This window comes from Marinibacterium sp. SX1 (genome assembly GCF_050389775.1).
Taxonomy (GTDB): Bacteria; Pseudomonadota; Alphaproteobacteria; order Rhodobacterales; family Rhodobacteraceae; genus Marinibacterium.
This window is the reverse complement of the sequence record NZ_CP177144.1, coordinates 795616-809414: the sequence shown is the minus strand read 5'-3', so window position 1 is coordinate 809414 and position 13799 is coordinate 795616. Positions and strand designations below refer to the sequence as shown.

14 protein-coding genes are annotated in these 13799 nt (G+C 67.3%); 7 read left to right on the top strand and 7 right to left on the bottom strand.

Going from position 1 to position 13799, the window contains the following annotated elements:
• The first annotated feature begins 120 nt into the window (after nucleotides 1–120).
• The 6 genes from ACK3BB_RS03760 (at nucleotide 121) to ACK3BB_RS03735 (ending at nucleotide 7148) form a co-directional block, all read left to right on the top strand.
• Nucleotides 121–765 carry a GntR family transcriptional regulator gene (locus ACK3BB_RS03760; protein ID WP_428927397.1) on the top strand — a complete coding sequence of 215 codons (645 nt, stop codon included), beginning with the start codon at nucleotides 121–123 and terminating at the stop codon, nucleotides 763–765.
• A gap of 81 nt (nucleotides 766–846) precedes the next feature.
• Nucleotides 847–1743, top strand: coding sequence for an NAD-dependent epimerase/dehydratase family protein (locus ACK3BB_RS03755; protein ID WP_428927396.1), 897 nt, complete (start codon nucleotides 847–849; stop codon nucleotides 1741–1743).
• Between the two features lie 410 nt (nucleotides 1744–2153).
• The gene (locus ACK3BB_RS03750) at nucleotides 2154–2699 is read left to right on the top strand and encodes a hypothetical protein (RefSeq protein ID WP_428927395.1); all 546 of its coding nucleotides are present in this window, start codon (nucleotides 2154–2156) and stop codon (nucleotides 2697–2699) included.
• 34 nt (nucleotides 2700–2733) lie between these two features.
• Nucleotides 2734–5358 (top strand): HWE histidine kinase domain-containing protein, encoded by a 2625-nt coding sequence (locus ACK3BB_RS03745; protein WP_428927394.1) that lies wholly within the window; start codon nucleotides 2734–2736, stop codon nucleotides 5356–5358.
• Nucleotides 5359–5454: 96 nt separating this feature from the next.
• A complete protein-coding gene (locus ACK3BB_RS03740; RefSeq protein WP_428927393.1) occupies nucleotides 5455–6429 on the top strand; it encodes an amidoligase family protein in 975 nt (324 codons plus the stop codon).
• Nucleotides 6426–7148 carry a gamma-glutamyl-gamma-aminobutyrate hydrolase family protein gene (locus ACK3BB_RS03735; protein WP_428927392.1) on the top strand — a complete coding sequence of 241 codons (723 nt, stop codon included), beginning with the start codon at nucleotides 6426–6428 and terminating at the stop codon, nucleotides 7146–7148. The genes ACK3BB_RS03740 and ACK3BB_RS03735 overlap by 4 nt, the downstream gene beginning before the upstream one ends.
• Nucleotides 7149–7198: 50 nt before the next feature.
• On the opposite strand, the gene ACK3BB_RS03730 is transcribed toward ACK3BB_RS03735, so the two are convergent.
• The 7 genes from ACK3BB_RS03730 to ACK3BB_RS03700 form a co-directional block, all read right to left on the bottom strand.
• Complete coding sequence (locus tag ACK3BB_RS03730; RefSeq protein ID WP_428927391.1) at nucleotides 7199–7579, bottom strand: VOC family protein; 381 nt, start codon at nucleotides 7577–7579, stop codon at nucleotides 7199–7201.
• Nucleotides 7580–7840: 261 nt separating this feature from the next.
• The gene (locus ACK3BB_RS03725) at nucleotides 7841–8356 is read right to left on the bottom strand and encodes a pyridoxamine 5'-phosphate oxidase family protein (RefSeq protein ID WP_428927390.1); all 516 of its coding nucleotides are present in this window, start codon (nucleotides 8354–8356) and stop codon (nucleotides 7841–7843) included.
• A 4-nt stretch (nucleotides 8357–8360) separates the two neighbouring features.
• A complete protein-coding gene (locus ACK3BB_RS03720) occupies nucleotides 8361–8558 on the bottom strand; it encodes a CsbD family protein (RefSeq protein ID WP_428927389.1) in 198 nt (65 codons plus the stop codon).
• 178 nt (nucleotides 8559–8736) lie between these two features.
• Nucleotides 8737–10224, bottom strand: a complete 1488-nt coding sequence (locus ACK3BB_RS03715; RefSeq protein ID WP_428927388.1) for a phospholipase D family protein — start codon at nucleotides 10222–10224, stop codon at nucleotides 8737–8739.
• Nucleotides 10225–10239: 15 nt separating this feature from the next.
• Nucleotides 10240–11964: a sensor histidine kinase gene (locus tag ACK3BB_RS03710; RefSeq protein WP_428927387.1), complete on the bottom strand. Its 1725-nt coding sequence runs from the start codon at nucleotides 11962–11964 to the stop codon at nucleotides 10240–10242.
• A gap of 18 nt (nucleotides 11965–11982) precedes the next feature.
• Nucleotides 11983–12534: an RNA polymerase sigma factor gene (locus tag ACK3BB_RS03705; RefSeq protein ID WP_428927386.1), complete on the bottom strand. Its 552-nt coding sequence runs from the start codon at nucleotides 12532–12534 to the stop codon at nucleotides 11983–11985.
• Entirely contained in the window at nucleotides 12524–12724 is a 201-nt protein-coding gene (locus ACK3BB_RS03700) for a NepR family anti-sigma factor (RefSeq protein WP_428927385.1), read from the bottom strand. Before ACK3BB_RS03700 ends, ACK3BB_RS03705 begins: the two co-directional genes overlap by 11 nt.
• A gap of 102 nt (nucleotides 12725–12826) precedes the next feature.
• On the opposite strand from ACK3BB_RS03700, the gene ACK3BB_RS03695 reads away from it, so the two are divergent.
• A complete protein-coding gene (locus ACK3BB_RS03695; protein ID WP_428927384.1) occupies nucleotides 12827–13639 on the top strand; it encodes a response regulator in 813 nt (270 codons plus the stop codon).
• The last annotated feature ends 160 nt before the right edge of the window (nucleotides 13640–13799 follow it).

Here is a 13799-nt window from a genome sequence, read left to right as displayed (position 1 = left end):
AGTGTCATGGGAATCGTCGCACCGGAATCAGAAGAGGGACAACGCGGGAATGCTTGAATACGTCTGTATCCAAATGTATACCAAATGGAAAGAGGGGGACTGCACAATGGGGGCAGGCGCATGACAGAGACCAGCGGCCAGGGGCGCGAGGCCTATGCCCGGCTGATCGAGGACATCAAGGCCGGCCATGTCCGGCCCGGCGACCGGCTGACCGAAACCGACCTGGCCAACCGGCTGGGCCTGTCGCGCACGCCCGTGCGCGAGGCCATCCGCCAGCTGGAATCCGACGGGCTGGTCACCCATGTGCCGCGCGTCGGCGCGACGATGCGCAAGCTGGATTACCGCGAGGTCAGCGAGCTTTACGAGATGCGCGCCGTGCTCGAAGGCACCGCCGCGCGGTTCGCTGCCCGGGCGGCGTCCGACATCGAGCTGGCCGAGCTGGAGGCGATCAACGACGAGATGCGCCGCGTGCAGGCCGATGTGATCCCCCTGCAGGAGGCCAACCGCCAGTTCCATGCCGTGCTGCTGGAAGCCGCGCGCAACCGATACCTCGTCCGGGCGGTCGAGGCGGTCTACAAGACGCTGCTGATCCTCGGGCCCTCGACGATGGAAGAAGCCGCCCGGGCCGCCGAGGCCATCGCCGAACACGACCGGGTCATCGACGCCCTGCGCGCCCGCGACGGCAGCACCGCCGAAACCGCCATGCGCGCCCATATCGAAGCCGGCCACCGCGCCCGCCTGCGCCAGTTCCGCGCCAATCCCTGACCGCCCCCTTGCGCCCGCCGCCCGGCCCCGTCACCTTGCCGGCGCAACGGCCCGGGGCGCACCCGGGCAAGGGAGGAACACATGCGCATCCTGTTCACAGGCGGGTCCGGCAAGGCCGGCCGCCACGTCTGCCGTTACCTGCGCGACCGGGGCCACCGGGTCGTGAATGTCGATCTGACCCCGCTGGACGAGCCGGGCATCGACAACCTGACGGCCGACATCACCGACAGCGGGTCGATGTTCAACGTCCTCACCAGCTATGCCGATTTCGACGAGCTTGAGCCGGGCACCGGCGTGCCGCGTTTCGATGCCGTGGTGCATTTCGCGGCGATCCCGCGCATCCTGATCGCTCCCGACCAGGAGACCTATCGCGTCAACACGATCGGCACCTACAACGTGATCGAGGCGGCGGTGAAACTGGGCATCCGCAAGGTTGTCATCGCCTCGTCGGAAACGACCTATGGCGTCTGTTTCGCCGATGGCACGGTCGACCCCGATTACCTGCCCGTCGACGAGGCGTACGACGTCAACCCGATGGACAGCTACGGCCTGTCCAAGGTCGTCAACGAGGTCACCGCCCGCAGCTTCCAGCGCCGCTCGGGGGCCGACATCTATGCCCTGCGCATCGGCAACGTGATCGAACCCGACGAATACGATCTCTTCCCGGGCTTCTTTGCCGATCCCGGCGTGCGCCGGCGCAACCTGTTTTGCTATATCGACGCCCGCGACCTGGGCCAGATCGTCGATCGCTGCCTGGCTACCGACGGGCTGGGGTTCCAGGTGTTCAACGCGGGCAACGACACCAATTCGGTCGACATTCCCAATACCGAGATCCTGGCCCGGTTCTTTCCCGGCGTGCCCGTCACCCGCGAGCTGGGCGAACACGAGGCGCTGTTTTCCAACCGCAAGATCCGCGAGATGCTGGGTTTCCAAGAGGAGCACGATTGGCGGACATACGTCGCGCCATCGCCAAGCTGATCACACCGGCGCATCTGGGGCGGCCGCCGGCCGGCCCGGGTTCACCCTCGGGGCGGGTCGCCACGAGGCGGGGCGGCACGGGGCGGGTCGCAATGGTCGGGCTTGCAATAGCCGCGCCGGGGTGACGCCATTCGGCGTCGACCGACCGGCCCAACCCTATGAAAGAACGCGCCAGAAGACCTTTGGGGCGAAAGATGGTATATCATTTCCACCCCTCCATCCATCTTGGCCCTTTCTTTTGGTTAACAGGGCCTTAAGTGGCGGGAAACGTGCCTGAGATGCCACGGTTTCCGGGCGGAATTTCGCCGCCGCTCTGGACCGGTCTGTGTCACAGATTACAATCTTCACATTGCCGTGTGCATGGCATGCCCCACAACTGGCCAACCGGCCGCCGTTCCCCGGAGACACGCTTGACGCCCGACGACATGAACGCCGCGCCCGCCTCCCTCAGGGACCGCCTGCGCCAGGATACGGCAGAGGCGCACAAGTCCCTCGACGCGATGCTCGACACCTATGACCTGCGCCGGGCCGACGGGCTGGGCCGGTTCCTGCAGGTCAACGAACGGGGCTTTGCGGCGCTGGCCGGCACCCAGGCCGCCAGCGCCCGGGTGGCCGCCGACCTGTCGCGGCGCATGCGCACCGACCTGGCCGTTCTGGGCCGGCTTCCCCTGCCCCGGGCCGCGCCCCTGCGCGACAGCCTGTCGGCCCTGGCCATCGACTACGTCGTCTACGGCTCGCGCCTGGGCGCGCGGATACAACAGCGCCAATGGGCCTCGGCCACCGATCCGCTGGTCCGGCGCGCCACGCAGACCTTTGGCACAGAGCCCGAAATCGATGCCTGGAAGCGGTTTTGCGACCAGGCCGGCGGCATGCCCGCAACCGGCGCCACGGCAGATCGCGCAATTGATGACAGCCGGCTGATCTTCGGTCTATTCATCGAAGGCGCTTACTTCTGACCTCTCACGGATACCCCTTGGCCGACACACGACAATGAGCTCTCACACGGATACCGACCGGACCAGCGCCGGCGCACAGGCGGTCGATCTTACCAATTGCGACCGCGAGCCCATTCACATCATCGGACAGGTCCAGCCCTTCGGCATGCTGATGGCCGTGTCGGCGGATTGGATCGTGGCCCATGCCTCGGCCAATATCGGCGACCTGCTGGGCCGGGGCCCGGACGATATCATCGGCCAGTCGATGATCGACCTGATGCCGCCCCGCACCGTGCACGACCTGCGCTCGCGGCTCCAGATGCTGACCCACGACGACGCCGTGGCCCGGCTGTTCGGGCTGGATGTCGCCGGCGATGGCGTGGCCCATGACGTGTCGATCCATCGCAGCGGCCGGCTGTATATCTTTGAATTCGAACGCAGCGCGCCCCGGACCGATCGCCACGGCGACGACAACGAGATGGTCCGCGCCCTGATCGGCCGCATCCAGCGCCATGACGACATCGACCGCATGGCCCGCGAGGCCGCCCGGGGCCTGAAGGCGCTGACCGAATTCCGCCGGGTGATGGTCTATCGCTTCAACGAGGACGACACCGGCACGGTCATCGCCGAGGCGCTCGACCCCGGCCAGACGCCCTACCTGGGCCTGCGCTTTCCGGGCAGCGACATTCCCCGCCAGGCCCGGGCGCTTTATGCCCGCAACCTGTTGCGCATCATTGCCGACGTCAACGGCGAGACGGTGCCCGTCCTGCCCGCGCTGGGACCGTCGGGCGATCCGCTCGACCTGTCGCTGTCGGCCACCCGGGCGGTGTCGCCCATCCACCTGGAATACCTGCGCAACATGGGCGTCGGCGCGTCGATGTCGGTGTCGATCCTGAGCAAGGGCAAGCTGTGGGGCCTGCTGGCCTGCCACCACGACGCGCCGCATTACGTCGATTACCAGACCCGCTCGGCGGCCGAGCTCTTTGCCCAGCTGTTCAGCTACGAGCTGACGCAGATGGAAATGAACACCGAGCTGGCCGAGATGGACCTGGCCCGCGAGATGCATGACCGGCTGCTGTCCCAGATGACCAGCACGCCCGACGTCCTGGACAATCTCGACACCATCGCCCGGGCCGTCGAGGAGGTCGTCGAATTCGACGGGCTGGCGGTCTATTCCCACGGCCGCTACCGGGCCATGGGATCGGCCCCGACCGAAGAGGAATTCATGGGCCTGGCCCGGTTCCTCAACACCACCCAGGTCAGTTCCGTCTTTGCTACCGACCGGATCACCGAACGCTATCCGGCCGGCGACGGCTTTGTCGAACGGGCGGCCGGGCTCCTGGCCCTGCCGATCTCGCGCCAGCCGCGCGACTACATCGTGCTGTTCCGCCGCGAGATCGCCCGGTCGGTCAGCTGGGCCGGCGATCCGCTGAAACCGGCCGAACCGGGGCCGAACGGCCTGCGCCTGACCCCGCGCAAGAGCTTCGAGGCCTGGCAGGAGGTCGTGCGCGGCTCTTCCGCGCCCTGGCGGCTGAGCGAACGCCGGGCGGCCGAGGCGCTGCGGGTGACACTGCTGGAAATCGTGCTCAAGCTGAGCGACGAGGCCAACCTGGCGCGGAAACGGTCGCAGGAACAGCAGGAGCTGCTGATCGCCGAGCTGAACCACCGGGTGCGCAACATCCTGAACCTGATCCAGGGGCTGGTCAGCCAGGGCCGGGGCGATGCCACGACGATCGAGGCCTATTCCGACGTGCTGAACGCGCGGATCCATTCGCTGGCCCGGGCCCATGACCAGCTGACGCGCAAGTCCTGGGCCTGGGTGCCGCTGGCCCACCTCGTCGAAACCGAGGCCCGGGCCTACCTGTCGGGCCAGGCCGACCGGGTGCGCCAGACCGGCGATGCCATCGACCTGTCGCCCCAGGCCTTCACGACCATGGCGCTGGTCATCCACGAGCTGATGACCAATTCGGCCAAGTACGGCGCGCTGAGCGACAGCACCGGGCGGGTCGAGCTGAAGGTCACGCTGGACCGCGACGGCGCGGCGGTGCTGGACTGGCGCGAGCGCGGCGGCCCGCCGGTCAAGCCGCCCAAGCGCCGGGGCTTTGGCACGACAATCATCGAACGTTCGGTGCCCTTCGAGCTGAAGGGCGAGGCCTCGGTCGATTTCCGGGTGGGCGGGCTGCGCGCCCATTTCCGCCTGCCGGCCACGGCCGTGCAGCGGGCCGAGGTGACACCGCCCGAAACCCCCGGCCCCGAGACCACCCGCCCGGTGGCCGAGGTGACCCTGGCCGGCGAGGCGCTGGTCGTCGAGGACAACCTGATCATCGCGCTGGATGCGTCGGACGGGCTGGGCCTGCTGGGGGCCAGCGCCGTGCACAGCGCGCCGTCGGTGGTCGAGGCGATCGAGATCCTGGACCGGCGGCCGATCCGCTTTGCCCTGATCGACGTCAACCTGGGCGAGGACAGCTCGCTGCCCGTGGCCGAGGCCTGCGCAGCACGGGGCATCCCCTTTGCCATGGCCACGGGATACGGGGAAAACGCCGACCTGCTGGCCGATTACCCGCCGGCCCCGGTGCTGCGCAAACCCTATGATGTCGACCACATCCGCGCCCTGCTGGCCGAGCTGGACGCGGCCGGCAAACTGCTTGGCGACCCCGACGACGGCCCCGGCGGGGCGTGACATCGGCGCCACGGGGCGGCGGTAAAACGCCACCCCGGCCATCCCCGGCGGGCGCGACGGCGGGAACCCGGCCGCCGCCGGGCGCGTTGCCCGCATATGACACAGCAGCGAACCCACAGCTATCCGCCGCTTCCGGCCGGTGACGGTCCCGAACGGCGCTGCGGCATCGAGATCGAATTCTCGGGCCTGACCGAAGACGACGCCGCCCGGCTGATCGCCGAGACGCTGGGCGGAGACCTGCGCGAAGCGGGCCACCGGGCCTTCGAGATCGAGGGCAGTGCGCTGGGGACCATGAAGGTCGAGCTGGACACCGCCCTGCGCAAGGCCGGGGCGCGGCCGCTGATCGAGATGGGGCTGGACCTGGCCCGGCGTGTCGTGCCGGTCGAGCTGATCACCCCGCCGCTGACCACCGCCGACCTGCCGGTGCTGGACGGGCTGCGCGACGCGCTGCGCCGGGCCGGGGCCCAGGGATCGCGCGACGGGCTGTTCTTTGGCTTTGGCGTGCATCTCAACCCGGAAACCCCCGAGGATCCGCTGATGACCGCGCGCACCATCCTGGCCTATGGGCTGCTGGAAGACTGGCTGCACATGGCCAACCCGGTCGATCCGACGCGGCGGTTCCTGCCCTTTGTCTCGCCCTGGCCGCCCAGCCTGGTCGATGCGCTGGTCAGCGCGCCGGATGCCTCGCTGGACGAGCTGTTCGGCATCTATACCGACCACACCCAGACCCGGAACCACGGGCTGGACCTGATGCCGCTGTTCCGGCACCTCGATCCCGAGCGGTTCGACGTGGTGGTGCCCTCGGCGGGCCCGGTTTCGGCCCGCCCGGCGTTCCACTACCGCCTGCCCGATTGCCGCATCGACGAATCCGACTGGTCGCTGCGTGTGCCCTGGGACAGCTGGATGCAGGTCGAAACCGTGGCCCGCGACAGCGCCCTGCTGTGGTCGCTCTGCGACGATTGGCAGGCCTTCCGCTATGCCACCGGCGTGCTGCGCCGCGAACCGCGCCGGCAATGGGCGGAACACGTGGCCATGCGCCTGGGCGACGACGGGCAGAAGACCGCCGCATGACCCGGCCGATCATCGGAGTGACCACCTCGCGCCGGTCCGGCTGGCGCATCTTTCCGCTTGTCGACCTGAACATCCGCATCGCCGGCGGCCGAGGCCGGCGCTGGGGTGCCGGTCGGCCGGCCGATATCGACGCCGTGGACGGCGTGATCATCGGTGGCGGTGACGACATTTCCCCCGAGCTATACGGCGGCGCACCGGTCATCGGCGTGCGCCTCGACCCGGCGCGCGATGCGCTGGAACGGCGGCTGGCCGAAGAGGCGCTGGCCCGCAACATCCCGATCCTGGGCATCTGCCGGGGCGCGCAGATGCTGAACGTGGCGCTTGGCGGCACGCTGGACCAGGACGCCTGGCAGACCTTCGGCCGCGAGAGCGAGATCCGCACCATCCTGCCGCGCCGGCGCATCGACGTGCTGGACGACACCCACCTGGCCCGCATCGCAGGCCAGGCGGACATGGATGTGAACGCGCTGCACAGCCAGGCCGTCAACCGGCTGGGCGACGGGCTGCGGGTGTCGGCGCGCGACGAGAACGGCATGATCCAGGCCGTCGAGCGCATCCGCGATCCCTTTGCCATCGGCGTGCAATGGCACCCCGAGCACCTGTTCTATGCCCGCCGGCAACGGGCGATCTTTCGCGCGCTGGTGGTGGCCGCCCGGGCCCGGGCCGAAGCCCGCAACCAGGCCGCCGCCGTACGCGAAGACGCCCTGGGCCCGGCGTGACGCCCTCGGCCGCCCCCCACGGGGCGGCTCGGCGGCGCTAGATCACGGCCCTAGATTACCTGGCCGACGTCGATCCGGTTGCCGTCGAGGTCGGCAAAGACAAAGGCGCGCAGGCCGTACTCCTTGTCCTGAACCGACTTGATGATGCGAAACCCCTGGGCGACGCAGCGGCGGCAGGCCTCGTCGGCATCCGACACCAGGATATGGGCGCGGTTGAAGGCGACCGGCCGGGTGTCTTTCTGCAAGGTCAGGTGCAGCTCGGCCGCGTCCTTCCTGAGGATCGCAAAGCCCACGGGATCACCGTTTTCAAAGACCGTCTCGAAGCCGAAAGCCGCGCGATAGGCCTGGCAGGCCCGGACGATGTCGCGCACCGGCAGGGTCGGGGCGACGCGGCCCAGGACAAGTGCGGGGGTGGAGGTGGGTGATGTCATCGGACACTCCCTTGTTGGTCATGCGCCCCAACGGCGCCCGAGCGGTGTCGGCGGCAACGAGGGGTGAGCACGGGACAGGGCGGTGCCTGATAGCGAATAGACGCGGGAATGGCCGGTAATTCAAGGGGCTGCGAGTGATGCAGCCATGTTTGGGCCAGGGTCGACTTGCCCCCGCTGCAGGCGCCCGGCTCGCGCCCCCCACGTAACCGGCAAAAGGCCGGCCCCGAAGGGACCGGCCTTTGCATTTCGGTGCGGGCCGGTTCAGGCCGCCAGGTTCAGGTACAGCACGTGATGTTCGCCCACATCGGGGTGGCTTTCGCCCTCGGACATCGCCGCACGCATCATCTTGACCCCGACAACCACCGGGTTGCCCTCAGACATCCAGACCGACGCTTCGCGCGGCGAGAACCGCAGCAGCGTCACCTTGGGATCGTCACGGCCCTTTTCGAACCAGGCCGCCGCCGCAAAGCTCCACAATTCGTCGAGCTTTTCGGCGCTGTCATAGCTCACCAGCGACCCGGTGAGGCTGGCGTGAAAGCCATCGCCCGGGGATTGCACGGTGAACCGGGCCTCGGCCCCGTGGCCAATGGCGGCCACGAGATCGGTGTCGGACGAGGTGATGAACCACAGGCTCTCGGCCTCGGGATCGGCGAAATGCGTCATCGGCTGGGGATGCTGGTGTGCATCCGCGACCCAGAGCATGCCGGTCCGGCTGTCCTCGAGCTTGTCCCAGAGCCGGGCCTTGGCCTCGGCCGTCTCGTCGTGAGTCCGGTCCATGGGCTCAGACCTTGGCCAGGATCTCGTCGACGGTCTTGCGGGCCTCTTCCTTGGTCTTGCCGTATTTCTGCTGGATCTGGCCCTCGATCTGCTCGCGGTCGCCCTTGGCCTGTTCCAGTTCGTCGTCGGTCAGGTCACCATAGGCCTCGCGCAGCTTGCCCTTGATTTCGGTCCATTTGCCTTGAATCTGGTCGCTGTTCATGACGTCACTCCTTTTGGGTTTGCGTCGGACGATAATGTCGCCACGGCCCATGCCATGGCAGACGGCGGTCGGGTGGAGACAGCGGGTATTTTCCGCTATCTCCTTGCTTCTGAATAATAAACTCTTGGGGCGACCGGTTGTTCCACCGCCCCGGGCGGGGCCGTGAAAAATTTTGCGGTCAGACCAGGTCTTCGGTCACGCCGGGCAGGTCGGTCCGCAGTTCGGCCATGGAATCGGGCGCATGGGGCACCAGGAAACCGCTGCGGTTCTCGGGCTGGCGCACGCCGTTGCGCGCGATCTCGCGGTGCCACCAGGGCTGCAACGTGTCGGGCAGCCAGGCCTCTTCGGGCAGGATCTTTTGCCACCAATGCCGGAACAGCCCGGCGCGCAGGGCGGCGACCCGTTCGCGGGCGGTGATGCGCAGGGCGGCCTCGGTGTCCCAATGCATCGACCGGCCGTTCAGGTTGGCCGAGCCGACGAGGGCGAAATCGTCGTCGACGACCAGCACCTTGTTGTGCACGTAGATCACCGGCGATCCGGCCAGCACCTGGGTTGAATCGCGCGAGGCAAAGCGCGGCTGGACCGGGCTGGCAAAGGTCGCGCGCTCGCCAAAGGCGTCCTGCACGCGGGCGATCGCCTCGGCCTGGCGGGCCATGCCGAACCGCGCATCCATCGCCGTCGAGCCGTCAAAGGCCACGTTGTCGGGCAGGGCCGGCAGGATGACGATCAGGCCAAGGTCGGGATTGGCCCGGGCGGCGCGGGCCAGCCCGTCGGCAATGACCGACGAGCGCAGGAACTGGGTTTCGATATGGATCAGGTGGCGCGCCCGTTCGAAGGCCTTCAGGTGATCGGTCTCGATCTCGTTCAGCACCGTGCGCGGCGACAGAAAGGGGAATTGCACGCGCCGGGGCGCCGACATGGTCCGCCGGATGTCGGGCAGCGGCGTCGGTTCGGTCACGCCGCCGGTCACGTCGAGCATCTCGTCCATGTGCAACCGGGCCTGCTGGGCCTCGGGGCCGCGGGTCAGGATCTGGACATCCGACCAGGTCTGGTCGGCCCGGCGGTCGTGATCGACGGTGTCCCAGCGCCGCTCGTTCATGTCGAGCCCGCCGATATAGAGCACCTGGTCGTCGATGACGGCAAGCTTCTGGTGATGGCTGACCGGGAAGAGCCCCGGCAGGCGGTCGGGATCCAGCCGCACGGCCTGGAACTTGCGGCGCATGCCCCGGATCTGACGCAGGCGCTCGCGCCATTTGAGGACGGTCACCGGCAGCAGGGCCAGCCAGGGCAACATGCCCGCCTCGGCCGCGTGCAGATCGGAAATCACCTGCAGCTGCCCGGGTTCGGGCCGGGCGATTTCCCACAGGGCGCCGGCCTGGCGCTTGGTCTGGCAGGACAGCTCGTGCAGCTCGGTGGCGATCACCGGGTCGAAATCCGACACCACCAGCCGGATGCGCACGCCCCGGCGCAGCGCGTCGGCCAGAAGGTCGAACCAGGTCTCGCCGATGGCCCGGGCGCCGGGGCTGCGCAGGCGGGTGCGCATGTCGAAGATGCGGAACCCCGCGATGATGTCGTGTTCGGCCTCCATCACCGCCCGTTCCAACGCGGGCCAGGCCTCTTCGGCCGTGATCAACACCTCGAAATCCGCCGTGATCCTGTCTCGCATCATCACTCGCCCGCCCTATGCCGCCGCGTCACCCGTGAAATCGGCCCGCTTGAACGTCACCATGTAGCGGTAAGTCCGCTCGTCCTGATCTTGTTCCGCGCGACCCTCTAGCTGGCTGATGAACGCTCGCATGAGTCTTGTGCCCAACCCCCCGACTTCATTGTCGAAATCGGCTTCCGGCATCAACCTCTGACCCAGGGTATTTTCCAGGCAGAAGAAGATCACGCCGTTCTCTCGGGCTTCGAGCACGACGCTGATCCGGGCCGGGCCATCCTCGGGACGGCCGGCATATTTGATGGCATTGGTCATCGCCTCGGAGAACAGCATCGACAGCGGCACGGCCTGGTCGGGGAAGAGGTGAACCTCGTCCAGCCGGGTGTTGATGGTCAGGGCGACGTCGGGGCTGGCCGGGGCCAGGTCGTTGAGCATCGTGCGGATCAGTTCGGCCGCGTCGATGGTGGTGGTTTCCGGCCCGGTGTAGAGCGAGCGGTGCAGCGTGGCCAGGCCGCGGACCCGGCGTTGCAGGTCACGCAGGATGCGCTTGGCCTCGCGTGAATGGGTCATCCGCGACTGCATGTTCATGATCGACGCGATGAGCTGCAGGTTGTTCTTGACCCGGTGATGGACCTCGCGCAGCAGCACTTCCTTGTCGCGCAGGTCCTGTTCCTGCTTGGCCTCGGCCTGGGCCAGCAGCAGGATCATCCGGTTGAACGCCGTTTCCGCCGATTTCAGCTCTTCGGGCGGGCTGTCCAGCTCGATCCGGCCCTTCGACAACCGCCCCAGCGCGTGCTGGCGCATGGCCGAGGCCAGGGCCTGGACATGGCGGATCACCAGGCGCTGGATGCCGAAAAAGGCCACGCCCATGCCGGCCAGCCACATCAGCAGCGGAAAGACCACCGACAGGCGGGCGCGCCAGATGGCATGGTCGGTGGCGGCCAGCTCGGCCGGCCAGCTGCCAACGATGGCGGCCGATCCGGGCACGATCTGGGAAATGGCAAAGACCCGGCGTTCGCCGTCATTGGTCCAGGCATGGAAGGTGTCGCCGATGCGGTCGAACAGCCCGATGGGCAGCACGCCGGTCGGCATGTGGGCCTCGGCCGTTTCCGCCCCGCCGGTGGCCGAGATCACGTGGCCATCGGCATTGATCGCGGCCAGGTGCAGCCCGCGGTCGACGGCGGAATCGTCTTCGTTCAGCAGGGCGTCGGCGATGCGCGAGGGGATCGAGATCATGACATAGCCCTCGACACCGCCATCGCGGCGCACCGGCTCCGCCACGACAACCACCGGAATGCCCGTCACCCGGCCCTGGGCGACAAGCTCCATGTGGGGGCCATCGCTGTCGGTGATCCGCTTGAACGTATCGCTTTCGGCAATGTTGATGCCCGAGGCCCGCGAGGCACAGGTCACCTGGCCGTCGGGATCGGCGAAACCGGCATAGGCAAACCGGGGGTGAAAGCGCACGAACTCGGCCAGGAGCTCGTCGCATTCGTTCTGCAACCGCTCCATCCCCAAGGCCGACATGCCCTGGGCGGCGCCCAGGGCTTCTCGGATCAGCTCACGTTCAGCGGCGGCGGCGGCCTCGGTCTCGGCCAGCAGGGCGGCCTGGTTCAGCCGCTCTGCCTCGGACACCACGGCCCGTGTCTGGTAGACCGAGATCAACCCCAGCGGCAGAAGCGCCAGCGTCAGCAAAACAACCAGCTGCCCGGTCAGGCTGCGTGCTGGCGCCAGCAGTCTCTTCATTCACGGCGGCTCCGGTATTCAGGCGGCGCGGTTGGGAGAAGACACGATACCCGCGGTCACGGAATCGGTCAGATCCAGCCCTTCGTCTTCTTCCAGGTGCATCAGTTCGGACAGGCGCGCCCGCGCCCGGTTGACCCGGCTCTTGATCGTGCCGACCTTGACGCCGCACATCTCTGCGGCTTCTTCATAGGAAAACCCGCTGGCCCCGACCAGCACCAGCGCCTCGCGGTGCTCTTCCTTCAGCGTGGCGAAGGCCGTGTTGAAATCGCGCATCTGCAGGCGGCCATCGTGGTCGGGTTTCTGCGACAGGCTCTCGGCGTGGCTGCCATCGGCATCCTCGACTTCGCGCTGGCGCTTGCGGTGGTGCGAATAATAGGTGTTGCGCAGGATCGTGAACAGCCAGGCGCGCATGTTGGTGCCGGCCTCGAAGCTGTCGATGTTGCTCCAGGCCTTGACCAGCGCATCCTGCACCATGTCATCGGCAAGGGCCCCGTTCCGGGTCAGACTGAAGGCAAAGGCACGGAGCGACTTGATGTGCTCCACGATCTCGTCACGTGGATTAGCCGCCATTCCGCGCGCCTCCGACCTTCTGGGCCTGGGTGTCCGTTTCGCCGCTCTCCGGCGTATCGGCCGCGCGCAGCTCGGCCAGGAGGTTGGTGAACCGATCCGGTATATCTTCGTTCAGCACATCATCGAACGCCCGCTTGAGATTGGCGTCGATCATCTGCTCCAACTTCGATGCGCGATCTTTTTCAGTCATGTCTATCTGCGCTCAACCATATTTTTATCTCCGCAACGGGAACGAAACGCGGGTTTCGTGGTTTGGTTCCGTAGATAGTCCAAAAAAAGTGAGACACACAGGATGACATCTGCCTCTAACGGAGATCTTGCCGCTCAGGTCGGGAACAACCTTCCCTACCTGCGCCGCTATGCCCGTGCATTGACCGGGGCCCAGGACCGCGGTGACAAATATGCCATGGCAACCCTGGAAGCGATCCTGGCCGATCCCGAGGTCTATCAACGCGACCTGCCGGCAAAGGCAGCACTTTTCCAGGTCTTTCACACCATCTGGTCGACCAGCGGCGCGGCGCTGAGCGAAGGCGAAACCGGGCTGGCTGCCCGGGCCCAGGCGCACCTGGCCGGGTTGACCAACGACACGCGCGAGGCGCTGCTGCTGCACACGATCGAGGAATTCTCGTTCGAAGAGCTGGCCGCCATCCTGTCGGTGAGCGAGACCGAAGCCAAGGAACTGGTCGACATCGCCTATACCGAGATGTCGAAATCGGTGTCCGGCCGCGTGATGATCATCGAGGACGAGGCCATCATCGCCATCGACCTTGAAGCCATCGTCAGCGAGATGGGCCACCAGATCACCGGCGTTGCCCGCACCGAAGACGCGGCGATTGCCCTGGCGGATCGCGAAAAGCCCGACCTGATCCTGTCGGACATCCACCTGGCCGACAATTCCAGCGGCATCGACGCGGTCAACCGCATCCTGGCCAAGCATGGCGCGGATTGCCCGGTGATCTTCATCACCGCCTATCCCGAACGGCTGCTGACCGGCGAGGGGCCGGAACCGGCGTTCCTGATTTCCAAGCCCTACAGCGAAGACCAGGTCCGTTCGGCCGTCAGCCAGGCGATGTTCTTTGCCTCGACGGAAACGCTCAAGGCCTGAGGCCCAAGGTTCAAACGTCTTTTTCATGGTGACGATTTGGGGGGGGTTCGCGGCCCCCCTTTTTTCGTGCCCGACGGTTGGCGGTGTTGGGGCCACGCGCGGCTTCCCACGCCAACGCTCTTGCCCGCCTGCCGCGGGCGGCCCAATGTCCCCAATGACC

Coding starts and splice junctions, on each gene's coding strand:
- ACK3BB_RS03760 (WP_428927397.1), top strand. CDS start 121: ATGACAGAGACCAGCGGCCAGGGGCGCGAGGCCTATGCCCGGCTGATC.
- ACK3BB_RS03755 (WP_428927396.1), top strand. CDS start 847: ATGCGCATCCTGTTCACAGGCGGGTCCGGCAAGGCCGGCCGCCACGTC.
- ACK3BB_RS03745 (WP_428927394.1), top strand. CDS start 2,734: ATGAGCTCTCACACGGATACCGACCGGACCAGCGCCGGCGCACAGGCG.
- ACK3BB_RS03740 (WP_428927393.1), top strand. CDS start 5,455: ATGACACAGCAGCGAACCCACAGCTATCCGCCGCTTCCGGCCGGTGAC.
- ACK3BB_RS03735 (WP_428927392.1), top strand. CDS start 6,426: ATGACCCGGCCGATCATCGGAGTGACCACCTCGCGCCGGTCCGGCTGG.
- ACK3BB_RS03730 (WP_428927391.1), bottom strand. CDS start 7,579: ATGACATCACCCACCTCCACCCCCGCACTTGTCCTGGGCCGCGTCGCC.
- ACK3BB_RS03725 (WP_428927390.1), bottom strand. CDS start 8,356: ATGGACCGGACTCACGACGAGACGGCCGAGGCCAAGGCCCGGCTCTGG.
- ACK3BB_RS03720 (WP_428927389.1), bottom strand. CDS start 8,558: ATGAACAGCGACCAGATTCAAGGCAAATGGACCGAAATCAAGGGCAAG.
- ACK3BB_RS03715 (WP_428927388.1), bottom strand. CDS start 10,224: ATGCGAGACAGGATCACGGCGGATTTCGAGGTGTTGATCACGGCCGAA.
- ACK3BB_RS03710 (WP_428927387.1), bottom strand. CDS start 11,964: ATGAAGAGACTGCTGGCGCCAGCACGCAGCCTGACCGGGCAGCTGGTT.
- ACK3BB_RS03705 (WP_428927386.1), bottom strand. CDS start 12,534: ATGGCGGCTAATCCACGTGACGAGATCGTGGAGCACATCAAGTCGCTC.
- ACK3BB_RS03700 (WP_428927385.1), bottom strand. CDS start 12,724: ATGACTGAAAAAGATCGCGCATCGAAGTTGGAGCAGATGATCGACGCC.
- ACK3BB_RS03695 (WP_428927384.1), top strand. CDS start 12,827: ATGACATCTGCCTCTAACGGAGATCTTGCCGCTCAGGTCGGGAACAAC.